At 39.6% G+C, this 24,514-nt stretch carries 26 protein-coding genes; 25 read left to right on the top strand and 1 reads right to left on the bottom strand.

The features are described from left to right. Positions 1-50: 50 nt before the first annotated feature. From hisG to rsfS, 22 genes are all read left to right on the top strand, one after another. Positions 51-686, top strand: coding sequence for an ATP phosphoribosyltransferase (gene hisG / locus LI164_RS00825; protein WP_005336290.1), 636 nt, complete (start codon positions 51-53; stop codon positions 684-686). Between the two features lie 84 nt (positions 687-770). Next, positions 771-2,063 carry a histidinol dehydrogenase gene (gene hisD, locus LI164_RS00820; RefSeq protein WP_005336292.1) on the top strand — a complete coding sequence of 431 codons (1,293 nt, stop codon included), beginning with the start codon at positions 771-773 and terminating at the stop codon, positions 2,061-2,063. Between the two features lie 15 nt (positions 2,064-2,078). Beyond that, the gene (gene hisB, locus LI164_RS00815; protein WP_005332827.1) at positions 2,079-2,666 is read left to right on the top strand and encodes an imidazoleglycerol-phosphate dehydratase HisB; all 588 of its coding nucleotides are present in this window, start codon (positions 2,079-2,081) and stop codon (positions 2,664-2,666) included. Positions 2,667-2,688: 22 nt separating this feature from the next. After that, entirely contained in the window at positions 2,689-3,975 is a 1,287-nt protein-coding gene (hisIE, locus tag LI164_RS00810; RefSeq protein ID WP_117494335.1) for a bifunctional phosphoribosyl-AMP cyclohydrolase/phosphoribosyl-ATP diphosphatase HisIE, read from the top strand. 85 nt (positions 3,976-4,060) lie between these two features. After that, complete coding sequence (locus LI164_RS00805; RefSeq protein ID WP_117656969.1) at positions 4,061-4,378, top strand: hypothetical protein; 318 nt, start codon at positions 4,061-4,063, stop codon at positions 4,376-4,378. A 123-nt stretch (positions 4,379-4,501) separates the two neighbouring features. Then, the gene (locus LI164_RS00800; RefSeq protein WP_227086593.1) at positions 4,502-6,427 is read left to right on the top strand and encodes a polysaccharide deacetylase family protein; all 1,926 of its coding nucleotides are present in this window, start codon (positions 4,502-4,504) and stop codon (positions 6,425-6,427) included. Between the two features lie 243 nt (positions 6,428-6,670). Next, positions 6,671-8,926, top strand: a complete 2,256-nt coding sequence (locus LI164_RS00795; protein ID WP_227086592.1) for an NlpC/P60 family protein — start codon at positions 6,671-6,673, stop codon at positions 8,924-8,926. Between the two features lie 136 nt (positions 8,927-9,062). After that, positions 9,063-10,409, top strand: coding sequence for an MATE family efflux transporter (locus LI164_RS00790; RefSeq protein ID WP_227086591.1), 1,347 nt, complete (start codon positions 9,063-9,065; stop codon positions 10,407-10,409). Between the two features lie 313 nt (positions 10,410-10,722). Next, positions 10,723-12,588, top strand: a complete 1,866-nt coding sequence (locus LI164_RS00785; protein ID WP_117606864.1) for a TIGR03960 family B12-binding radical SAM protein — start codon at positions 10,723-10,725, stop codon at positions 12,586-12,588. After that, positions 12,572-13,291: a TIGR03936 family radical SAM-associated protein gene (locus LI164_RS00780; RefSeq protein ID WP_227086590.1), complete on the top strand. Its 720-nt coding sequence runs from the start codon at positions 12,572-12,574 to the stop codon at positions 13,289-13,291. Before LI164_RS00785 ends, LI164_RS00780 begins: the two co-directional genes overlap by 17 nt. Positions 13,292-13,375: 84 nt before the next feature. After that, a complete protein-coding gene (gene ybaK / locus LI164_RS00775) occupies positions 13,376-13,861 on the top strand; it encodes a Cys-tRNA(Pro) deacylase (RefSeq protein ID WP_022278387.1) in 486 nt (161 codons plus the stop codon). 54 nt (positions 13,862-13,915) lie between these two features. Next, positions 13,916-14,524, top strand: a complete 609-nt coding sequence (locus LI164_RS00770) for an HAD family phosphatase (protein ID WP_118236544.1) — start codon at positions 13,916-13,918, stop codon at positions 14,522-14,524. A gap of 86 nt (positions 14,525-14,610) precedes the next feature. Continuing rightward, a complete protein-coding gene (locus LI164_RS00765) occupies positions 14,611-15,942 on the top strand; it encodes an aspartate kinase (protein WP_022278385.1) in 1,332 nt (443 codons plus the stop codon). 10 nt (positions 15,943-15,952) lie between these two features. After that, complete coding sequence (locus tag LI164_RS00760; RefSeq protein ID WP_227086589.1) at positions 15,953-16,744, top strand: amidohydrolase family protein; 792 nt, start codon at positions 15,953-15,955, stop codon at positions 16,742-16,744. A 196-nt stretch (positions 16,745-16,940) separates the two neighbouring features. Beyond that, positions 16,941-17,249 carry a 50S ribosomal protein L21 gene (gene rplU, locus LI164_RS00755; protein ID WP_005332804.1) on the top strand — a complete coding sequence of 103 codons (309 nt, stop codon included), beginning with the start codon at positions 16,941-16,943 and terminating at the stop codon, positions 17,247-17,249. A 20-nt stretch (positions 17,250-17,269) separates the two neighbouring features. Beyond that, complete coding sequence (locus LI164_RS00750) at positions 17,270-17,602, top strand: ribosomal-processing cysteine protease Prp (RefSeq protein ID WP_005332802.1); 333 nt, start codon at positions 17,270-17,272, stop codon at positions 17,600-17,602. Positions 17,603-17,607: 5 nt separating this feature from the next. Further along, positions 17,608-17,889, top strand: coding sequence for a 50S ribosomal protein L27 (gene rpmA / locus LI164_RS00745; RefSeq protein WP_005332800.1), 282 nt, complete (start codon positions 17,608-17,610; stop codon positions 17,887-17,889). 112 nt (positions 17,890-18,001) lie between these two features. Continuing rightward, complete coding sequence (gene obgE, locus LI164_RS00740) at positions 18,002-19,291, top strand: GTPase ObgE (RefSeq protein ID WP_005332798.1); 1,290 nt, start codon at positions 18,002-18,004, stop codon at positions 19,289-19,291. Between the two features lie 26 nt (positions 19,292-19,317). After that, positions 19,318-19,608 carry a ribosome assembly RNA-binding protein YhbY gene (gene yhbY / locus LI164_RS00735; protein ID WP_005332792.1) on the top strand — a complete coding sequence of 97 codons (291 nt, stop codon included), beginning with the start codon at positions 19,318-19,320 and terminating at the stop codon, positions 19,606-19,608. 56 nt (positions 19,609-19,664) lie between these two features. Further along, positions 19,665-20,279 carry a nicotinate-nucleotide adenylyltransferase gene (gene nadD, locus LI164_RS00730; RefSeq protein WP_119195555.1) on the top strand — a complete coding sequence of 205 codons (615 nt, stop codon included), beginning with the start codon at positions 19,665-19,667 and terminating at the stop codon, positions 20,277-20,279. After that, positions 20,263-20,844, top strand: coding sequence for a bis(5'-nucleosyl)-tetraphosphatase (symmetrical) YqeK (yqeK, locus tag LI164_RS00725; protein ID WP_005332788.1), 582 nt, complete (start codon positions 20,263-20,265; stop codon positions 20,842-20,844). The genes nadD and yqeK overlap by 17 nt, the downstream gene beginning before the upstream one ends. A 102-nt stretch (positions 20,845-20,946) precedes the next feature. Then, on the top strand, positions 20,947-21,300 hold the full coding sequence (rsfS, locus tag LI164_RS00720) for a ribosome silencing factor (RefSeq protein WP_005336327.1): 354 nt from the start codon (positions 20,947-20,949) through the stop codon (positions 21,298-21,300). A gap of 100 nt (positions 21,301-21,400) precedes the next feature. Here rsfS and lexA read toward each other — a convergent pair whose 3' ends face one another. Continuing rightward, positions 21,401-22,018 (bottom strand): transcriptional repressor LexA, encoded by a 618-nt coding sequence (gene lexA, locus LI164_RS00715; RefSeq protein ID WP_029732398.1) that lies wholly within the window; start codon positions 22,016-22,018, stop codon positions 21,401-21,403. A 292-nt stretch (positions 22,019-22,310) separates the two neighbouring features. On the opposite strand from lexA, the gene LI164_RS00710 reads away from it, so the two are divergent. The 3 genes from LI164_RS00710 to LI164_RS00700 all read left to right on the top strand — a co-directional run bounded on the left by LI164_RS00710 (position 22,311) and on the right by LI164_RS00700 (position 24,483). Next, complete coding sequence (locus LI164_RS00710) at positions 22,311-22,700, top strand: LysM peptidoglycan-binding domain-containing protein (RefSeq protein WP_005332771.1); 390 nt, start codon at positions 22,311-22,313, stop codon at positions 22,698-22,700. Between the two features lie 233 nt (positions 22,701-22,933). Then, complete coding sequence (locus LI164_RS00705) at positions 22,934-23,416, top strand: hypothetical protein (RefSeq protein ID WP_040015447.1); 483 nt, start codon at positions 22,934-22,936, stop codon at positions 23,414-23,416. A gap of 68 nt (positions 23,417-23,484) precedes the next feature. Continuing rightward, positions 23,485-24,483, top strand: a complete 999-nt coding sequence (locus tag LI164_RS00700; protein ID WP_227086588.1) for a DUF5688 family protein — start codon at positions 23,485-23,487, stop codon at positions 24,481-24,483. Positions 24,484-24,514: the final 31 nt, after the last annotated feature.

Raw genomic sequence — 24,514 nt, 5'->3', positions numbered from 1 at the left:
TTCGAAGAGCCTTGAAAATGGGTTTTGAATTTGACGATAGGAGTTTTTATATGAGATATCTGACATTTGCCCTTGGAAAAGGGCGTCTTGCCAATCAGACACTGGAACTATTTGAAAAGATTGGTATTACTTGCGAAGAGATGAAGGACAAGAATTCCAGAAAGCTGATTTTTACCAATGAAGAATTGAAGCTTCGTTTCTTTCTGGCAAAGGGACCAGATGTACCGACCTATGTAGAGTATGGTGCAGCTGATATTGGAGTTGTAGGAAAGGACACCATTTTGGAGGAAGGGCGTAAAGTCCACGAGGTTCTGGATCTTGGCTATGGAAAATGTAAAATGTGTGTCTGCGGATATAAGGATGCAGCGCCACTTTTACAGCATCATGAGTTGATTCGTGTGGCAACAAAATATCCGAATATTGCAAAAGATTATTTTTATAATAAAAAGCATCAGACTGTGGAGATCATTAAACTGAACGGTTCCATTGAACTGGCACCAATCGTTGGACTTTCTGAGGTCATTGTCGATATTGTGGAGACCGGTTCCACACTTCGTGAAAATGGACTGGAAGTTCTGGAGGAAGTATGTCCTCTTTCCGCAAGAATGATTGTGAATCCAGTCAGCATGCGTATGGAAAGCGAGCGGATCAAGAATCTGTTGATGAAGCTTCGCACACAGATTTAAAATAATAAATGGTTTCTGGACAGAAAAAGCGAAAAGACATGTAAGATGATAACAGGAGCCTTGTGTATAGGAGGAAGAACGGCAATGAGAATACAGAAGTTAGATGAAAACAGCAGAAAAAATCTTTTAGAAGATCTGTTAAAGAGAAGCCCGAACAATTATGGACAGTACGAGCAGGGAGTGACAGAAATTCTCGCAAATGTAAAGGCAAACGGAGATCAGGCTCTGTTTGAGTACACAAAAAAATTTGATCAGGCAGACTTAAATGCAGGAAACATCAAAGTTACAGATGCTGAGATTGAAGAGGCTTATGCATTGGTAGATCCAAAGCTTGTTGAGATTATCCGTAAATCACTTGCAAATATACGTACTTATCATGAAAAACAGCGTCAGACAAGCTGGTTTGACAGCAAACCGGACGGAACGATCCTTGGACAGAAAGTGACAGCACTTCACAGAGTAGGTGTGTATGTACCAGGTGGAAAGGCAGCGTATCCATCTTCTGTATTGATGAACATTGTACCGGCAAAGGTAGCTGGAGTTGATGAGATTATTATGGTGACACCTCCGGGAAAAGACGGAAAGGTAACACCGACTACACTAGTGGCAGCAAAAGAGGCCGGAGCAGATGCAATCTATAAAGTCGGCGGAGCACAGGCAATCGGAGCACTTGCTTATGGAACTGAGAGCATACCAAAAGTTGACAAAATCGTAGGACCTGGTAATATTTATGTGGCACTTGCAAAGAAAGCAGTTTATGGTTATGTAAGTATTGATGCCATTGCCGGACCAAGTGAGATTCTTGTTATTGCAGACGAGACTGCAAACCCAAGATTCGTGGCAGCAGACCTTCTGTCACAGGCAGAACATGATGAACTCGCCTCAGCAATCCTTGTAACAACAAGCGAAGAACTTGCCAAGAAAGTTTCTGATGAGACTGACAAGTTCATAAAAGAATTATCCCGTGGTGAGATTATTCAGAAATCTCTCGATAACTATGGATACATACTGGTTACAGATACGATGGATGAGGCAATTGAGACAGCAAATGAGATTGCCTCCGAGCATCTTGAAATCCAGACAAAGAATCCATTTGATGTCATGACAAAAATCCGTAATGCCGGAGCTATTTTCATCGGAGAGTACGCAAGTGAGCCACTGGGAGATTATTTTGCCGGACCGAACCATGTTCTTCCGACAAATGGAACTGCAAAATTCTTCTCACCACTTTCCGTAGATGATTTTATTAAGAAATCAAGTATAATATCTTATTCTGAAAATGCACTTCGTGCGATCCACGAGGATATTGAAGCATTTGCTACAGCTGAACACTTAACTGCACATGCAAATTCAATTAAAGTTCGTTTTGAGAAATAAGGAGGCTTGAAAGATATGGCAAGAATAGCAACAAAGAAACGTACAACAAAAGAAACTGACATTGAAGTAACACTGAATCTTGATGGAACCGGGAACAATCAGATCGATACTGGAATTGGATTTTTTGATCATATGTTGGACGGAATGGCAAGACATGGGTTGTTCGATCTTACCGTAAAGGTCAATGGAGATCTGGATGTGGATTGTCATCACACCATAGAAGATACCGGAATCGTAATCGGACAGGCAATTTTGGAAGCGGTAGGAGATAAAGCCGGAATCAAGCGGTTCGGGCATATGATTCTTCCGATGGACGAGACACTGGCACTGTGTGCAGTAGATCTTTCCGGACGTCCGTATTTGAAATATGATGCAGAATTTACGGTAGAGAATATCGGTGAGCTGGATACCGAAATGATCAAAGAATTCTTCTATGCCATATCTTACAGTGCAATGATGAATATTCATCTGAAAATTATGGACGGAGAAAATAATCACCATATGGCAGAAGCCCTGTTCAAGAGCTTTGGTAAGGCTCTCGACATGGCGACAATGAGAGAACCACGTATTGATGAGGCGTGGACAACGAAAGGAAGCCTGTAAAAGGAGAGAATAAAACTTAATTATGATAAGTTATAGAAAATTAATCCCATGCATTTATATTGCAGGAGGGAAAGCGATAAAATGGTTTAATGACCGGGAAGTCCTGGCAGATAATGTGGTAGAGCTCGCGAAGCACTACAGTGACCGCGGGGCAGATGAACTTCTGATTTTTGATTTATCAGATTCTGATGATGATCACGAGGCATCTTTAAATCTGCTCAGACAGATTCATAATGTGATCAGTATTCCAATGGTAGCAGGAGGCAACATCAAACGTATGGAAGATGTACAGAGAATCCTGTATTCCGGAGCTAAACGAGTAATTTTGAATTTTTCAAAACCGGACAGTGCTGAGATGATGGCAAAAGCAGCTGAACGTTTCGGAAAAGAGAAGGTTGCAGTTTCGTTAGATGATTTTGACGGATTGTTCAAGCATCAGCATTTGATTGAAGATAATTGCAGCCAACTGATTTTTATGCACAGACTGGATCTGAACTCTGTTGTGGCAGTTACAGACATTCCATGTGTTATTGTGACTGATACGATGGAAGAACTGGAATTATTTAAAATTTTAAAATCCGAAGGAGTCAAAGGTCTGTCTGGACGATATATCAGTCAGCCGGAAATGAATTTTAATGATTTTAAAGAACTCTGCGAAAAAGAAGATATTCAGATGACTTCATTTGAAAGTATTATGGAGTTCTCACAGTTTAAGAAAAATCCACAGGGGCTTCTTCCGGTCATCGTACAGCATTACCAGACAGGAGAAGTGCTGATGCTGGCGTATATGAATGAAGAAGCATTTAACCAGACGGTTAAGACCGGGCGCATGACTTATTACAGCAGAAGCAGACAGAAGCTTTGGCTGAAAGGAGAGACAAGCGGACATTTTCAGTATGTGAAGTCACTGACAATAGATTGCGATCTGGATACGCTCCTTGCAAAAGTCGATCAGGTGGGAGCAGCTTGTCACACAGGAAATCCAACTTGTTTCTTCCAGCCTATTGTTGGAAGTGATAATAATGAGAAGAGTCCGGTACAGGTGTTCGAACATGTTTACCAGACAATTATTGACAGAAAAAATAATCCAAAGGAGGGGTCTTATACAAATTATCTCTTTGAACAGGGACAGGATAAGATCCTGAAGAAGATTGGAGAAGAAGCAACCGGCATTGTGATCGCCTCCAAAAATCCAAATCCGGAAGAATTGAAAACGGAAATGGCAGATTTCCTTTATCATGCTATGGTACTGATGGTGGAAAAAGGAATTACATGGGAAGATATTACAAATCAGTTATTGCAGAAATAGATTCCTTGCAGGTATAGGTGCATAAGTAAGTTCATAGATTTAAGAAAGCGATAAATGTTCAATAATGAATAAGGCGGAGGAATCTATGAATGATGCAGAAAGACGCAGGCAGGAGCTTTTGGAGCAGACAAGGGCGCTGTATAATGATAGAAGGACGATACCTGCAGTACACCCAAGATATGCAAATGCATATCATTACCTGTATGGAAAGTCACAAGAGGATATAAATGAAGATACAAAAGGCGGAACATTTGGAATCCGCCTTTTTTTGTGTGCATTGATGTTTGCTGCATTTTTAACAATGGATAAACAAAAACAGGAAGTGTTTCATATGAGCAGCAGTGATATAGCCAATGAAATTACAAAAGATACGGATATTCAGGAAATTTGGAAATCATTGTAACAGGTTGTAATAAGTTGTAACAAAACCTTAAGAAATTCCTAATAACTATCCCGTTGAGAAAAATGTCGAACTGAGCTATACTTAACTGAGAATAAGAAAAGGAAAAGTGGAGAAAGAATACCTATGAGTAAATTTCGAGATGAAGATGAATTTAATATAGATGAAGATCAGAGATATGCTTTTGGTGAAGACTATGATCTGGACGATGAAGACAGCGGATTAGATGACGATGAAGACTATGAAGACTATGATCTGGATGAAGATTATAATCTGGACGATGATTATATAGATTACGGAACAGAAGCTGAAGATTCGGAGAGGTATTCTGACCATGACGAAGACGATGATTGGATTTCTCATGAGAATAGAAGAATCCATGGAAACCATTCGAAGAAAAAATCGGATGATCTGAAAGGGTATGATAGCAGAAGTGAAAGACATGAAAGCCTTAAAAACCACCGAAAGAGAAAGAAGAGGAATCAAATCCTGATTTTGGCAGCTTGTTTAGTACTTGCGTGTCTGGTCTTGACCGGAATATTAAAGTTTGCCGGAGTGATTGGTGTTAAGACTGAAGTTACGCTCAAAGCAGACAAGATTGAAATACAACAGAACAGTCAGGATCCGGTAAATCTTACAGCTACGGCAACATCAGAGGACGAGAAAAAAGCTGCCAAAGTATGGCTGGATAAGAAAAAGGGTTACAGTGTTGCAGATTTCATCAACGAACTGAGAGCTGGAAAGAATTATGAGATTTCCACAGATGCCAAGACTGATACAGAAGGAAAATACAAGATCACGATTAAGATGAATTCCGATATCCAGAAAAAGCTGGAGAATGAATGGAAACATAAAGTCAGACTGACAGTTGAAGGCGGTACATTTGTTGTGACAAATCCAACGGGAACATGGGATGGAGACAAGTTTAAGAAGTACGATGGTACATATGTAATGAATGATTTTGTGGTTTCCAAAGGAAAGACTTATTATTTTGATGCAGATGGTAATAAAGTAACCGGAAAGCAGACCATCAATAATGCAACATATTTCTTCAATAAAGACGGTGTTATGCAGACCGGATGGAAGAAAACTGATGACGGAACATATTATCTAGGGGATAATGGTGCGGCAGTCATTGGCTGGCAGACCATTGAAGAAGATGATTATTATTTCGACAATAGTGGAATTATGGCGACCGGAGAAGTTCAGGTAGGTCTTGCAAAATGTACATTTTCCAAAAAAGGTAAACTGAAATCAAAAGGAGATGTCAATATTGATGCGAGTAAACCGATGGTGGCGCTTACATTTGATGACGGACCGGGAGAACGAACCGGAGAGCTTCTGGCTCAGTTAGAGAAGTATAATGCACATGCAACATTTTTTATGCAGGGAAAGAATATTCCGGGAAAAGAAGATTTTGTAAAGAAGATGAAAGAAACTGGTTGTGAATTAGGAAACCATTCTTATGACCATCCGCAGCTTACAAAGCTCAGTGCAGATAAGATCGCAAATCAGATTGGTACAACGAACGATCTGATCCAACAGGCAGCAGGATCCACGGCAACCGTCATGAGACCACCTTATGGTGCAATCAATGATACGGTAAGATCTTCTGTAGGACTGCCAATGATTTTATGGAGTATTGATACCCTGGATTGGAAGACAAGAAATGCGCAGTCAAGCATTGACACGGTTATGAATGATGTACAGGATGGAGATGTTATTCTGATGCATGATATCCATACAGAATCTATTGATGCGGCACTTGTTTTGATTCCGAAACTTGAAGAAGCAGGCTATCAGCTCGTGACAGTTTCAGAGATGGCAAAGGCAAAAGGCGTTGCATTACAGAACGGTGAGAAGTATGTTGATTTCTGGGCAAAAGATGTAGAAAAGTATAAGAGCAGCGGCTCAGCCCTGACAGATACAAGCAGCAGTTCATCATCTGATGCGAAGAGTGAAGCAACATCTGATGCAAACAACTCAAAGAAAAGTGACAGCAGTTCTTCAAAAAACAGCAGTTCCAAAAAGAGTAGCAAGAAGAGTAATTGAAATCATAAGGTGTTAAAGAAAGAATCTGTATAATATATCAGCTGGGAGATGACTCCCACCTCTATAGGTGGTGAGAAACAAGCTTGTATCAGTGGGGGAGTCAATCCCCCAGCTGATATAGCCTCCGGCAGGATTGCAGAGGTGCGCAGTAGAAGTATGTCATGCAATTGCATGACGCGCACCTCGCAGCAAGAATGCCGAGGCATTCTTGAATATTATTCAATAGTTAAGAAGGGACAACTTGTGAAAGCTAAAAGGACAAACATTATAAAAAAACAAGGGACAAAGACATTGGCAGGGATTCTGGCAGTTGGCATGACATTTGGCACACCGATTTCAGTACTTGCAGATGATAATATATCTGACAGTACGATGGAACAACAGGCAGGGGTACAAAATGTACTGGCTAAAAAAGTCGATGGTTCAGAAACTTTGGTAAAAGTATCTGAAGTAGTACTTGGAATGATTCAGCGCAATGAGGTGAAGCTGGACACCGATAAGTTTCTGAAAGATGTGACGACTGGACAGAAAGTAGATCCGACAACCGGAGAACGAGTAACAGAACTGGGAACACCCGTAGAACCGAGCGAACCGGAAATACCGACAACACCGATAACACCGACAGAACCGAGTGAACCGAGTGAACCGGAAATACCGGAAACACCGGTAGAACCGAGTGAGCCGGAAGCACCGACAACACCGAGTGAGCCGGATGAACCGGAAACTCCTGCTGACAATATAGAAAATACAGAGACAAATCAGAATGGGCAAGCTAATCAGGAGAAAGCGGTTCAAACTGAGAATACAGAAACAGCAAGTAATGAGGATTTAATTTCCAGGCAGCAGATTGTAAAACTTCCACAGACTATTGATGATTTCAGATTTTGGACAGTTGCGAGAACTTATGCATTTGCAAAGGAGGATCTGTATGTCAGAGAATCCATTCCGGAAGGAATAGATGGAACCGCCGACACATCAGATGAGTCTTTGAAAGCAGATAAAAAGGCTGCGAAAAAAGAAGCAAAAAAGTTAAATGCCATTTACGAAAAGGCAGAGCAGAATAAAAAAGCAGCAATTCACGCAGAGCCTATTACCGAACAGCAACAGACAGAAGACGATGTGACACTAAACGAGAATGTAACAGATCAGAATGCTGAGCAGGTCCGTTACATTGGTAAACTTGATAAGAATGGTCTTCTTTACATTTTAAAAGAAGAAGAAAATGGCTGGCTTTACGTAGAGTCCGGTAATGTCAGAGGATTTGTGAAAGCATCAGAAGTTTATACCAGCAATGCAGCGCAGAAACTTTTGGAAGTTTATCAAAAAGAAGCAAAGAAAACTGCAGCAGAGAATGGGACTGAATATACTGGAATTGAAGGAACGGCAGCAATTGCCCAGACATTAGTTTCACCACTGGAAAATCAGGCATATACGTATCTGCGTGCAACGGTAAATCAAACTGTTGCAGATAAGAATTATGCGACGGTAAATGCGACGATGCTGAATGTACGTGAGGGCAAAGGTACAGAATCCAGAATCGTGGGAACGATGAATCAGGGAGCGCTTTGTTATGTGCTTGCAGATGCGGATTCTGACTGGGTATATGTGGAGTCCGCAGATGTGCGTGGATTTGTGGCAAGACAATATCTGAATACTGGAGATGAAGTAACCACACAGGTGGAGATTACAGGTGAGGATCACTATCAGACTGCAGAAGAAATTATATCGCCAGAAGAGAATCAGGCACTTTACTATACACTTACGTCTACAAAAGAAGGAACTCCGAATGGAGCAGTTCGAGAATCTATTTTGGAATATGCTTCTCAGTTTATAGGTAATCCATATGTCTGGGGAGGAACCAGTCTGACAGAAGGGGCAGACTGTTCTGGATTTGTGCAGCAGATTTATAAGGCATACGGATATGAACTTCCAAGAGTTGCACAAGATCAGAGTCAGTATGGGACACAGATTCCTGTGGAAGATGCCCAGCCGGGAGATCTGATTTTCTACGCAAAAGCAGGACATGTTTACCATGTAGTCATGTATGCTGGCGATGGAAAAACGATTGAGGCAGCCAACACGAAAGCCGGAATTATCAGTGGCACTGTCAATACGGAAAATGCAGTGTGGGCAACTCGTATATTGGAGGATAATGAGGTAGTTGTTGATGGAGGCATTGGAGAAGTCAATGCAACGACAGATATGTATGGTACATGTCTTGGGAATTTTAAGATTACATACTACTGCGCATGCGAAAAGTGTTGTAATAAAGCAGATGGAATTACAGCAACAGGAAGCCGTGTGGCAGAAGGAAGAACCATTGCAGTTGATCCAAGTGTAATTCCATACGGAACAAAAGTTATCATCGGAGGACATATATTTACAGCAGAAGACTGTGGTGGAGCGATTAAGCAGAATCACATTGATATCTATGTGAACAGCCATGAAGAGGCAGAGGCGCTTGGCGTGGCAAATGCCTCTGTATATCTGGTGAAGTAAGGATTTTTTTTGAAGATTTATTATGAATTGCAAAATGAGAGACAGTAAAGTAATGAAATCATGCTTTGCTGTCTTTTCTGAGCTAAAAACACAGGCGTTTATTTTCATATAGAGGATAATAAAAAGGAAGAAAATTATGAGCAGGGAAAACAAATACGAGATTGATATGTGTAATGGATCAATCATGGACAAGTTAATATCATTTGCATTGCCGTTGATGTTATCCGGTATGCTGCAGTTAATGTTCAATGCGGTGGATATTGTGGTCGTAGGAAGATTCAGTGGAAGCCAGTCTCTTGCGGCAGTAGGGGCAACGACAGCGCTTATTTATCTTTTTACAAACTTATTTATTGGTATTTCTCTTGGTGCAAATGTATTAGCTGCCCGATATTATGCAGCGGGAAAGCATGAAGAGATGTCCGAGACCGTTCATACAGCGATGATGTTTGCTTTGATCAGTGGAATTATTATGATTTTTGTGGGATTATTTTTTTCAAGACTTGCGCTTGAGATTATGGGTACCCCTTCTGATGTTATTGATCAGGCAACGTTGTATATGAGAATTTATTTCCTGGGTATGCCTTTTTTTATGCTTTATAATTACGGCGCAGCCATATTAAGAGCTGTCGGAGATACGAAACGGCCGCTGATATTCCTGATTATTTCCGGAGTGGTCAATGCATGCTTAAATATGTTGCTTGTTATTGTATTCCATCTGGACGTGGCAGGAGTTGCGATTGCAACGGTGACTTCACAATTTATTTCCTGTGTACTGGTAATTGGTTGTTTATACAGAACTAAGAGCAGCTACCAGTTACGATTTTCACGCTTGAAGATCCAAAAGAAATATCTGAAACCAATCTGCCAGGTTGGAATTCCGGCTGGAATTCAAAGTACTGTAATTAATTTTTCAAATGCATTGCTTCAATCTTCGGTGAATTCATTTGGCTCAACGACTATGGCCGGATATACAGCAGCAAATAATATTTTTGGATTCTTATATGTCTCTGTTAATGCGATCACACAGGCATGTATGAGCTTTACCAGTCAGAACTATGGACTGCGAAAACTAAAACGTATGGATAAAATATTGATTGACTGTTTGATTCTGACAGTTGTCGTATCGCTTGTATTAGGAGGCGGAGTTTATTTATTTGGAGCAGAGATTCTGAGATTATATACAGAAGAGGCGGAAGTAATCCGTTGTGGTATAGAAATTTTTGCATATACCACCGTGACATATTTCCTGTGCGGAATTATGGATCTTTTTCCAGGGGCACTCCGTGGTATGGATCGTTCAACAGTACCGATGATCTTATCCGTTATCGGTACAGTGGGAACAAGAATTGTATGGGTGTTCTGGTTGTTCCCGGCTCACCGTTCGTTGGCATTTCTGTTTATTTCATATCCGGCATCATGGCTCATTACAATTGCGATGCAAGTTATTTGCTTTTATTTTGTGAGGAGAAAAGTGCATGGGTAACAGTAGGTTACGCTAAGATTTGACAGGAAATCCTGGATGTAACCGATAGTGAATAATATGTGGAAAAATATGCAATCGAATTTAATTGACTATTATCTGATTACCATATATTATTATATATTGTTAACCATTACTAAACGTCAGTCAGTGTTTAGGATTTTGGAAGTTTTGTAGTAATTTACGATTTTCACCCTAGAATAGACTAAAATACAGCAAAAAAACAGTTACAAAAAACAACGAAAATTTATGATTTTACAAGAAAAAACAGTAAGAATTTATTTGTGTATATTGCACAAAGAATCAAGGAGATTTAATGAGAAAACTTGCTTTAAATGATGAAATATTACTAAAAATCGAGAAGCCTGCCCGTTATATCGGAGGGGAGTATAATTCGGTCATGAAAGACCCGGAAAAGGTAGCGATTAGATTCGCCATGTGTTTCCCGGACGTCTACGAAATTGGAATGTCACATCTCGGCATCCAGATTCTTTATGACATGTTCAACCGCCGTGAGGATGTGTGGTGTGAGCGTGTCTATTCTCCGTGGGTAGATCTGGACAAGGTGATGCGCGAGGAACATATTCCTCTTTTTGCATTGGAATCTCAGGATCCAGTGAAAGAGTTTGATTTTCTCGGTATTACAATCCAGTACGAAATGTGCTATACGAATATTTTGCAGATTCTGGATCTGAGTGGAATTCCGCTTCACGCAAAAGAAAGGACGGAGGATGATCCAATTGTAATTGGCGGCGGTCCTTGCACCTATAATCCGGAACCAATTGCAGAATTTTTTGATATGTTTTATATCGGTGAAGGGGAAACGGTTTATGACCAGCTCTTAGATATTTACAAAGAAAATAAGAAAAATGGTGGAAGCAGATGGGATTATCTGGCAAAAGCTGCAGAGGTAGAAGGTATCTATGTTCCGGCGTTTTATGATGTAACATATAAAGAAGATGGCACGATTGATTCATTTGTACCGAATCATCCAAATGCAAAAGAAAAGATCAAGAAGCAGCTTGTAATGGATATGAGTGAGGCTGTCTACCCGGAGAATCCGGTCGTTCCATTTATTCGTGCGACGCAGGACCGTGTTGTACTTGAGATCCAGCGTGGCTGTATCCGAGGCTGCCGCTTCTGTCAGGCAGGAATGTTGTACCGTCCGACCAGAGAAAAAGATGTAGAGGTTTTGAAACAGTATGCTTATAAGATGTTAAAGAGCACCGGGCATGAAGAGATTTCACTTAGTTCCTTAAGTTCCAGTGATTACAGTCAGCTAAAGGAGCTTGTAAACTTCCTGATCGACGAATTCAAAGGAAAAGGAATCAATATTTCTCTGCCGTCTCTTCGAATTGATGCCTTTTCTCTGGATGTTATGGAACGTGTCCAGGATATTAAGAAAAGCAGTGTGACATTTGCACCGGAGGCTGGTTCCCAGAGAATGAGGAATGTGATTAATAAAGGACTTACGGAAGAGGATATTCTCGGTGGTGCAGGACAGGCATTTGACGGGGGCTGGAACAAGGTAAAACTTTACTTTATGCTTGGACTTCCGACGGAAACTGAAGAAGATATGAAAGAGATTGCGGTTCTGGCAGATAAAATTGCGAGACGCTACTATGAGATTCCAAAGGATCAGCGCAATGGAAAATGTCAGATCACAGCCAGTAGTTCTTTCTTTATTCCGAAACCGTTCACTCCGTTCCAGTGGGCGCCGATGTATGAAAATACAGAATATATTGCAAGAGCTGCCATTGTGAAACATGCATTTCAAGATCAGCTTAACCGTAAGAGTCTGAAGTACAACTGGCATGATGCAGAAGTGACTGTTCTGGAAGGTATCCTTGCCAGAGGCGACCGAAAGGTCGGAAAACTGATTGAGGAAGTATATCGTCTGGGAGCTATTTACGATTCCTGGAGTGATCAGTTCGACAATGATAAATGGATGCAGGCATTTGAAAATACTGGAATTGATATTGGATTTTACAATTTACGAGAACGCTATGAAGATGAAGTGTTCCCGTGGGATTTCATTGATATTGGTGTTACGAAAAAATTCTTGAGAAAAGAATGGGACAAAGCTATGAAAGGAGAAGTAACACCGAACTGCAGAATGCAGTGTTCCGGCTGTGGTGCCGCAAGATGGGGAGGAGGTGTCTGTGTTGAAGGCAAGAATTAAATTTCGAAAATACGGATGTATGAAATTTATCGGACATTTGGATGTTATGCGTTTCTTTCAAAAAGTGATGCGGCGGGCAGACATACCGATCGCGTTCAGCGGCGGATACAGTCCGCATATGATCATGTCATTTGCTCAGCCACTGGGAATCGGCCTTACCAGTGACGGAGAATATCTGGATATTGAATTGACAGAGCCGATTGATTCAAAAGAAGCGGTGGCCCGAATGAATACAGTCAGCGTAGAAGGAATTGAGATGGTAAGTATGGTGCAGATTTCCGAGGAGAAAAAGGCCAGTGGTATGACGATTACGGCAGCCTCCGATTATCAGGTGTTTTTACTGGAATCAGGAAAGAGTTCTGATGTTCGAAGAAATATTCCGTCTGAATGGAAAGAATCCTGGGAGGAGTTCTTAAGTCAGGAGCAGATTTTGGTTTGGAAGAAGACAAAGAAGAGCGAAAAAGAAGTTGATATTAAGCCGATGATTTACGGGTCAGAAATAAAGGAAGAATATATATATCTATATCTGGCAACCGGTAGCGAACAGAACTTGAAACCAGATCTTGTAATGGAAACATTTCTGAAATATATTGGGCAGGAAGATGCACCGTTGTTCTATAATCGCCTCGATGTATATGCAAGGGACGAGGATGGAAAACTGGTGCCCCTTGAGGCACTTGGGACACCGATGGTCTGTTCTTAGTTAGAAAGAGTAGTTTGACGTGTTTTTTACAGCGAGAATGTGCCGAGGCGCATTCTTTGTTCAATAAGACAAGGAGTGATTGACTTGAGTAAAAAAGAAGTAAAGACAAATGCCATGCGTATGTTGGATCGTATGAAGATTCCATATGAATATGAAGAATATGAATGTGATGAATTTTCAGACGGTATTGAGACTGCGGATAAGTTAGGGTATGATCATAAGTATGTATACAAGACACTGGTAACAACAGGAAAAAGCGGTGGGCATTATGTCTTTGTTATTCCTATCGAGGAAGAAATCGATTTTAAGAAGGCTGCAAAAGTTGTAGGTGAAAAATCACTGGAGATGCTTCATCTGAAAGAATTGACAAAGGTGACCGGATATGTACGGGGAGGCTGTACATCAATCGGAATGAAGAAACAGTTCCCGACAGTGATCCAGGAAGATGCAAAAGAACTGGATCATATGCATGTCAGCGGTGGAAAGCTGGGCATGCAATTGACTTTGTTGCCTGAAGATCTTGCAAAAGCCGCAAACGCACAGTTTGCTGATGTTATTCATAAAGATTAACAGAGGATTTTTTGCGAGAATGCCGAGGCATTCTTGAAAGAAGGAGAGACAATTATGGATAATTATCTGACAGAAAATATTGATACCGTAATTTTTGATATTGGAAATGTATTGATACATTTTGCGTGGGAGGACTATCTTCATGATCTTGGTTATGAAGGTGCGATGTTTGACCGTGTGGCAGATGCAGTATTTCGCAGTGATGACTGGGATAAAGGTGATTCCGGACTTTACACGACACAGGAGTGGCTTGACTCGTTTATTGAAAATGATCCGGAGATTGAGGAAGATATCCGCAAAGTGTTCGAAGGATTTGGCGCGTCCATTGTCCCGTATCCGGTAACAGAACGTTGGCTTTCGTATATTCGTGAAAAAGGAATGAAAATGTACTATCTGTCCAATTATTCTGACGAAATGTACTGTCAGTCAGAGGAGCAATTAAGCTTTTTGAAAACATTTGACGGAGGGGTATTTTCCTGGAAGGAGAAATGTATGAAGCCGGATCCAAAGATTTATGAGATACTTCTTAAGCGTTATAAAATCGTTCCGGAACAGGCACTGTTCTTTGATGACAGACCTGAAAATGTGGAAGGTGCACGAAAGGTGGGCATAAATGGAGTCGTATTTAATACAGATATTCCATTGCAGATGCTTGAAAAATAATGTAATATATCAGAAGATAGTTTTTTCATAGGATGATAAATTATTCAGCATTACTAGATTATGTTATGTGGAGGAATACAAAAAAGATGATAAAGGTCGTAAAATTCGGAGGAAGCTCACTGGCTAGTGCTGCTCAGTTCAAAAAAGTAGGAGCTATTATCCGAAAAGAAGAGACAAGACGTTATGTGGTTCCGTCAGCGCCTGGAAAGCGGCATTCTGGTGACACAAAAGTGACAGACCTTTTGTATAAATGTTACGGACAGGCAATTTTAGATGATGACAGAGAAGAGGATTTTGAAGAAATCCTGAAAGTTATCAAAGATCGATATGATTCTATTATTAATGGATTGGAGCTTACGATTTCTCTGGACGATGAATTTAAGACGATTCAGGAAAACTTCAGTAAAAAGATTGGGAGAGATTACGCTGCTTCCAGAGGAGAATATCTGAATGGTATTATCATGGCAGCTTATCTGGGATATGAATTTATTGATGCAGCTGAAGTCATTTTCTTTGATGAAGAAGGAGAATTTGACGCTGAGAAGACAAACGAAGTATTGTCCGAGAGACTGGCGCATACAGAGCGGGCAGTCATTCCTGGATTCTATGGATCCAATCCGGACGGAACAATCCATACATTTTCCAGAGGAGGATCTGATATTACAGGTTCTATCGTAGCAAGAGCAGTACATGCAGATATGTATGAGAACTGGACAGACGTATCAGGTTTCCTGATTGCAGATCCGCGTATTATCAAGAATCCAAAGGCAATCGACGTGATTACTTACAGAGAGCTTCGTGAGTTGTCTTACATGGGTGCAACAGTTCTTCATGAAGACGCAATCTTCCCTGTAAGAAGAGAAGGAATTCCAATCAACATCCGGAATACGAATGCTCCGGAAGACAAGGGAACTCTGATTGTTGAAGCAACATGCCAGAAACCGAGATTTACGATCACTGGTGTGGCTGGTAAGAAGGATTTTGCCTCCATTACAGTTGAAAAAGCCATGATGAACTCAGAGGTAGGGTTCTGTCGTAAAGTTCTGACAGTATTTGAAGATAATGGAATTTCTATTGAACATATGCCATCTGGAATTGACACTATGACAATCTTCGTTCATCAGGACGAATTTGCTGAGAGAGAGCAGAAAGTGATTGCGGGAATCCATCGTGCAGTTGAACCGGATTTCCTGGAACTGGAATCAGATCTTGCGCTGATCGCGGTTGTAGGACGCGGTATGCGTGCCACAAGAGGAACTTCCGGAAGAATATTCTCAGCACTGGCACATGCAAATGTCAACGTAAAGATGATCGATCAGGGTTCCAGTGAGCTGAATATTATCATTGGTGTGAGAAATCACGATTTTGATGCAGCAATTAAAGCAATTTATGACATTTTTGTAAATACAAGAATTTAAAGGAGAAACTATGATCATAGATTTTCATACGCATATGTTTCCAGATAAAATTGCTGCAAGAACGATTGATTTCCTGTCAAAGACAGGCGGTGACATGAATCCATTTACCGATGGAACATGGAAAGGACTAAAAGAATCTACAAAACAGGCAGGTATTGATCATTCTATCGTGCTTCCGATTGCAACCAGACCAGGTCAGTTTCATACAATCAATGAATTTGCAACACATTTTCAGGAAGGGACACTCATTTCTTTTGGAAGTCTGCATCCGGAAAGTGAGAATTATAAAGAAGAACTGAGACAGATTCAGGATATGGGCATGAAAGGAATCAAACTTCATCCGGATTATCAGGATACTTATTTTAACGATATCCGTTATAAGAGAATTATTTCCTATGCTACTGAGCTTGGACTGATAATCAGCGTGCATGCAGGTCAAGATCCGAAGTGTCCGGATAATATACACTGCACGCCGGCCATGGCAGAAGAAGTATTGAATGAAGTGGAACCAGGGAAACTGGTGCTTGCGCACATGGGTGGTAATGAACTCTGGAGTGAGGTGGAAGAACGGTTGGTTGGAAGAAATGTTTATTTCGATACAGGTGTGATTCTTGACCGCATGCCGCAAGAACAGTTTCTTCGTATGGTACGCGAACACGGTGCAGACAGGATTGTGTTTGGAACTGATTCTCCGTGGGCAGATCAGAAAAAGTTTGTAGAGATTTTGAAGGAAATGCCTTTGGAAGAGGAAGAACGAAATCAGATTTTTGCTGGGACAGCAGTAAAATTACTGGGATTATAATTACACATTAATTGTGAACGGTTCTGCAGTTTTTGATAAGCGTTGAAAATTATTTTTGAATTTTTGGAAAAAGACTTGATTTTTGAAAAATCATATGCTAATATATACAGGTATGCCGCACAATGAGGTTTTAAAGTCTTGCAAAATTATTTTGCAGACACCGTAATTGGCGAGTAATGATAATAGGAGGTGCCATATGTACGCAATTATAGCAACAGGTGGTAAACAGTACAAAGTAGCTGAAGGCGATATCATTAAAGTAGAGAAGCTTGGTGTTGAGGCTGGAGAGACTTATACTTTCGACCAGGTGCTCGCAGTAAGCAACGATGGATTAAAGGTTGGTAATCCGACTGTTGAAGGTGCAACAGTTGAAGCTTCTGTAGTTGAGAACGGTAAAGCAAGAAAAGTTATCGTTTACAAGTATAAGAGAAAAACTGGATACCATAAGAAAAACGGTCACAGACAGCAGTACACTGCAGTTAAGATCGAGAAGATTAATGCATAATTAATTTTTGGAGATTATCCATGATTCATGTAGTCATTTATCAAAATGAGAAGGAAGAATGTACAGGATTTCAGACAGAGGGACATGCTGAATATGCAGATCCAGGACAGGATATTGTGTGTGCAGCAGCATCGGTATTGATTATCAATACGATGAATGCAATTGAACTTTATACAGAAGATGCATTTTCTGTATTTTCTGATGAAGAGACAGGCATGATTTCCTGGCATCTGGAAGGTAATCCTTCTAAAGAAGCCGGACTTCTTCTGAACACGATGATTCTCGGACTCAAAGGAATGGCTGATGACGAGAACTACGAAGAATATATTGATTTAACTTTCGAGGAGGTGTAACAACCATGATGAACTTAAATCTTCAGTTTTTTGCTCATAAAAAAGGAGTTGGTTCTACAAAGAACGGTAGAGATTCCGAGTCTAAGAGACTTGGTGCTAAGAGAGCTGACGGACAGTTTGTAAAAGCTGGTAATATCCTTTACAGACAGCGTGGAACAAAGATTCACCCAGGTCTTAACGTAGGACGTGGCGGAGATGATACATTATTCGCTCTCGTTGATGGCGTTGTAAGATTTGAAAGAAAAGGAAGAGATAAGAAACAGGTTTCTATCTATCCAGTAGCATAATTAAGAATGAGCAAAAGATGCTGCAATATAACTGATGCTAGTTGTTAGTTATGTGCAGCATCTTTTTTCTTTATCATAAAACAGCATTTTATTATAAAAAAGGAGAAAGAACATGTTTGCAGACAGAGCGACAATATCGATCAGATCCGGAAAAGGTGGCGATGGACACGTCAGTTTCCGAAGAGAATTATATGTTCCCAACGGCGGACCGGACGGCGGTGACGGTGGTCGTGGCGGAGATGTAATCTTTGAAGTGGACGAAGGATTGAATACTCTTCAGGATTACAGACACCGCAGAAAATATGCAGCGAAAGACGGTGAACCAGGCGGAAAGAAGAGATGCCATGGTAAAGACGCTGATGATATCGTATTGAAAGTTCCTGAAGGGACTGTCATCAAAGAGGCTGAGTCAGGCAAGGTCATTGCCGATATGTCTGGAGACAACAGACGTCAGGTCATCTTAAAAGGTGGAAAAGGAGGCCTTGGAAATCAGCATTTTGCGACAGCGACTATGCAGATTCCGAAGTATGCACAGCCTGGACAGCCGGCAAAAGAGCTGATGGTAAAACTTGAGCTTAAGGTAATCGCTGACGTTGGACTGGTAGGTTTCCCGAATGTCGGAAAATCTACACTTCTTTCCAGAGTAACCAATGCACAGCCGAAAATTGCAAATTATCACTTTACAACACTCAATCCGAACCTTGGAGTTGTTGATCTTGAAGGCGCCAATGGATTTGTTATCGCAGATATTCCGGGACTTATTGAGGGAGCATCTGAAGGTATCGGACTTGGACATGAGTTTTTGAGACATATTGAGCGTACAAAGATGATGATTCATGTTGTAGATGCAGCAGGAAGTGAAGGGCGTGATCCAGTGGATGATATTCATAAGATCAATGCAGAACTACATGCATACAATGCAGAGATTGCAAGCCGTCCACAAGTCATTGCAGCGAATAAAATAGACCTGATTTACGATGATGGTGAGTCAGAAAATCCGGTAGAACGTTTGAAAAAAGAATTTGAACCACAGGGAATCAAAGTATTTCCAATTTCTGGTGTTACAGGAGCAGGAATCAAAGAGCTTCTTTATTATGTTTCTACTGAGATCGAGAAGCTGGATGTTGCGCCAATTATTTTCGAGCCTGAGTACTTCCCAGATGAAGAACTTATTAATCTGGATCTTCCATATACAGTTGAGAAAGAAGACGATATGTATATAGTAGAAGGACCAAAGATTGAGAAGATGCTTGGTTACACGAACCTGGATTCAGAAAAAGGATTTGCGTTCTTCCAGAAGTTCTTAAAGGATACAGGAATCCTGGAGCAGCTTGAAGAACTTGGAATAGAAGAAGGAGATACTGTGAAAATGTATGGCCTTCAGTTCGATTATTACAAATAAAATAGAAAGGAAATTAAAATCACGTTATGACAACGAAGCAGAGAGCATATTTAAAGGGTCTGGCTATGACTATGGATCCAATCTTTCAGATTGGAAAAAGCAGTATGACACCAGAATTTACAAAAGCAATCGCTGAGGCACTGGAAGCAAGAGAACTGATTAAGATTAGTGTTCTGAAGAACTGTGCAGACGATCCAAAAGAATTGGCAAGTATGCTGGCAGAGCGTACACATTCTCAGGTTGTTCAGGTGATCGGCAAAAAAATTGTTCTTTATAAAGAAGGAAAAGATAAGAATAAGAAGATTGTCCTTCCGTAAATGATATCAGAAGAAGCAGTAACAAAAAAATGTATGGTATCAGTGAGGTGATATCTATGAAGATAGGAATTATGGGAGGTACATTTGATCCAATCCACAATGGACATTTACATCTTGCCCAGACTGCACTTACGCAGTTCGATCTGGATCAGATCTGGTTTATGCCAAATGGAATGCCTCCACATAAAAAACAGTCTTCTATTGAGTCGGATATTCATGAAAGAATTGCCATGACCCAGATTGCAATAAAAGCTAATAAGCAGTTTTATCTGCAGGAATATGAAGCGAAGCGGGAAAAAGTATCTTACTCCTATAAAACGATGGAACATTTTCGGAAAATGTATCCGGACGATGAATTTTATTTTATCATAGGAGCAGATTCCCTTTTTTCAATCGAAACATGGAAACACCCGGAAAGGCTTTTTAAGGCATGTATTATTCTTGCAGCGTGCAGAGATGAGGCGGCGACCAAAGAGTCCTTAAATGGACAGATACAGATGCTTAAAGGAAAATATGGAGCATATATAAAGTTCCTTGCAATGCCTTTAGAACACGTATCGTCTCATGAAATCAGAAAACTTATAGAATCAGGAGAACCTGTGTCAGAATACATTCCGGCAGAAGTCGAAGCTTACATCAGAAAGGAAGGACTGTATGGATCAGGAAATTGAAAAAATCAGTAAAAAATTAATGAAAGAACTGGATGAAGACCGCTATCGCCATACACAGGGGGTAATGTATACTTCAGCAGCACTGGCAATGCGTTATGGCGCAGATTTGAAAAAGGCCTTACTTGCCGGACTTTTACATGATTGCGCAAAATGCATTCCAGGACATACAAAGATAAAAATGTGCGAAAAATACAATCTGGAGATTTCAGAAATCGAACGAAAGAATCCAAGTCTCTTGCATGCAAAATTAGGTGCTTATCTGGCGAAAGATAAGTATGATATAGAAGATGAAGAGATTCTTATGGCAATTCGCTCTCATACGACAGGACGTCCGGGAATGAGTCTTTTAGAAAAGATTGTATATATTGCAGATTATATGGAGCCGGGGCGCAAAGAGCTGCCCAATATGATGGATGTGAGGCATTTGGCATTTGAAGATATTGATAAGTGTCTGTATCGTATTTTGCGAGATTCTCTGGTGTATCTGAAAGCGCAGGACATGCCAATTGATCAGACAACCGAAGAGACTTATCAATATTACAATGAACTTTATTCCAAACATTAATAATTAATAGCAGATATGCGATGGGCGATGGCGTCCACGATAAGTGACGGGCAACAAAATCACTCGCATTCCTGCAAATTTAAAATAACAGGAGGAAACAGAATGAATCAGGCACTGGAAATGGCACGCGTAGCATATCAGGCACTGGATGAGAAAAAGGGTGAAGATATTCGTGTGATCGATATATCTGGGATATCTGTCATTGGAGATTATTTTGTTATAACAAACGGAACCAGTGACAGTCAGGTACGTGCACTTGTTGACAATGTAGAAGAGAAGATGCATAAAGCCGGATATGAGTTGAAAGAGCAGGAAGGTAATAACAGCGGTACATGGGTACTTCTGGATTACGGTGATATCATCATTCATATTTTTGACAGAGAAAACCGTCCATTCTATAATCTAGAGAGAATCTGGAGTGATGGAAAAGACGTTGAGATGAACGAATTATCTTAATAAATGAATTTAGATACAACAGAAGAGTGGAATATAAAAAACGGTATGGCGCAGGTCATACCGTTTTTTATATAATGTAATAGGAAATTGCATGTCAAAATTATTTAAAGAATCTAAATACACCAATCACCTTGCCAAGAATCTGGCAGTCTCTTACGATGATCGGATCCATAAAGTCGTTCTCCGGTTGAAGTCTGATAAATCCCTCTTCTTTATAAAAAGTCTTTACAGTTGCACCATCATCGATCAATGCAACAACCATATCTCCGTTATCTGCTGTCTGCTGTTGTTCTACCAGTACCATATCCCCGTTAAGAATACCGGCATTGATCATACTCTCACCGCAAACAGTCAGCATGAAGGTCTGATTATTCGGCATGAATTCCATCGGAATAGGAAAGTAGTTCTCGATATTCTGCTGTGCCAGAAGAGGTTCTCCGGCTGCTACACGACCAATTAATGGAACATTGACCATCTCACGTCTGTTAAAATTAAAAGACTCATCTAAAATCTCAATTGCCCTAGGTTTTGTCGGGTCACGCTTAATATATCCATTTTTCTCCAATGTCTCAAGATGAGAATGGACAGAAGAAGTAGATTTTAGATGAACAGCTTCACATATGTCACGTACTGCAGGTGGAAATCCACGTTCCAGTATCTGTGATTTGATATAATCTAAAATTTCTTGTTGTTTTGGAGTAATCTTACCCTGTGCCATAATTATAATAATCCTCCCGTATATTCATATCAGCCCTTCTATATACTTATAGTTTAGTGATATAGCGTCTCTAATTTGATGGTTATATTTTATCACAGGGCATATTAAAAAGCAAACAAATGTTTAGAAAATATGTTCGGATTTTTATAAAAAGATATTGACATCCAAACAACTGTTCGATATAATATAATCACGAACAAAAGTTCGAGAACATTTATTCGATACTACAAAAAGATATAGTTACAATTTAGAATTTCATGTTAGGGAATCAAAAAAGAGGAGTGTAAAAGTTATGAGAATGGGTAACGAATATGCAGTAGAAAGAACAATGGGAAGAACAGAATCAGGAAAGTGTCAATCGAAAACGCATAAGACATACAGAGACACATTAACACTTTGGATTGTAGCATTTATTATGATTGCTGGACTAAGTATTGCACTTGGAAGCAATCTGGTATCCGCCCACGATAAGAGTGAACAGCCAGAACAGAAATTTTACAAGAGCATTGAGATCAAAGAAGGTGATACGTTATGGGGAATCGCTAAAGAATACAGAGGTGATGACTACGATTCTATTTATGACTATATTGATGAAGTAATGTCTATTAATGGACTTACATCAGATCAGATTCACGCAGGACAATATCTTACAGTAGCTTATTATGACACACAGGCAAGATAATTAGTCTGTTGTGTAAATAATATAGCGTTTAAGATATATTTTATTACTCAGATATATAAGAATGTTATTCTCTTATATATAAACACTCACCCATGGACAGGGCATAAGATTAGAGATAGTTTTATGCCCTGTCTTTATACTAAGAAGAGAATTGACAATAGAATTACAAGAAGTTATCATAAATATATTAGACGTAAATAAAATAGTTAATTTCATTATAGGGAGGCATAGACGTGAGTGAAAAATTGAAATTTAGTTTGCTGATATGTTTTTTCTTTTTATTAATGATAATTTCAATATGTCTTATTATAAAACGTTGGAATCGATATAGTACATTTTCAAACGGAACATATAAAAATGCAGGGCAAAAATTAATTTTCGAAATTTTCTTTTCGAAGGAGGAAGCAATACAAAGATTATATAGTCCTGCTGAAAGTGATACTTTGGATTATGAATTTTGGAACGATAATGGAGAGTATTATATAAAAGTAAAAGGTATTAAACGTTTTCAGCAAATGAACGGAGTTTTAACGGCTGCTTTTAAAGTGGATTTTATACAACAGAACGGTAAGAATTATATGGTTGTAGACCACATTAATAATATGCAGCTTTTATATTCGGCTGGATACGAAGCAGAATTATTTGAATTTATGACTAAAAAACTAAACTGTGTTCCTGTTTCAGAAGAAATTATAAAAGTAGATTGTTATAATTAATTTTAGATTTAGATTTTTTAGCAATATAACATACATATATATATATATATGTATATAGGAGGAACCAAATGGAATATTTAACATTTGTGGAAGAATTAAAAAAACATATACTAAAGAATGAAAAATGGAACATTTCCGAAGAAAATTATAAATTTTATCCCGACGGATATAACGCTGAAAGTGATATCGAAAAAGAGTTTATACGGAATACAAATGTAAAATATAATCATGTGGAATCGGATACATTAATCGGTGACTTTATTAATTTAACTGTAACATTAGAGGGCAGAACAGATACTTATTGCCGATTCTCTGCCAAAGAACTGTACAATGAATATCAGGAATATGGCTGGAAGAGAGTTGATTTTATTGTCAGTGAAAATATCAAGCTAGCATCATTTTACAGTTCGGATGAGATTATGAAGAATATTACAGATTATGAGTTTATTCGTAATCGTTTGATTGTCCGGCCAATAAATTTTACCGATAATAAATACGAATTAAAGGATTGTGTATACAAGAAGATTGGTGATATTGCACTTGTATTATATGTATTGCTTTATGACGATGAGAAAATGGGATTAGGTACTGTGAAAGCCCAAAAAGCATTTATTGATAAGTGGGAGAAGGATTATGGGGAGATATGGGAAGATGCATTACGGAATACGAATGTCTGGGCACCGCCGCGTATGTACTTGCGTGCAGAAGATTTGATTGATCCTCCATATACTCAGGGAGCGTTTATGGCATTTGGATATAAGCTTGAAAAGATAAATCCATTATTTGCACCGACAATTACGACAGTGAAAAAGAAAAATGGAGCAATTGCAATGTTTTATCCTGGAGTATTAGAGAAACTGGCAGAAATTTGTGTCGGAAGTTATTATGTATCATTTACAAGTATTCACGATGTACGAATTCACCCGGTATCAACAGTGCAGCCGAGACGGATTCTTCGTTCTTTAAAAGATGTAAATAAAATGTTTAATCAAGCGAGTGATATTCTGAGCCGTCAAATATTTGTTTATGATAACGAGAAGAAAGAATTAAAACCTATGGAAATGTAACTTTGAAATATTTTCAGTTGGCAATCCACCT

The organism is Dorea sp. 210702-DFI.3.125 (genome assembly GCF_020560945.1).
In the GTDB taxonomy this organism is placed as follows: Bacteria; Bacillota; Clostridia; order Lachnospirales; family Lachnospiraceae; genus Dorea; species Dorea formicigenerans.
This window is presented reverse-complemented; position numbering and strand designations above follow the sequence as displayed.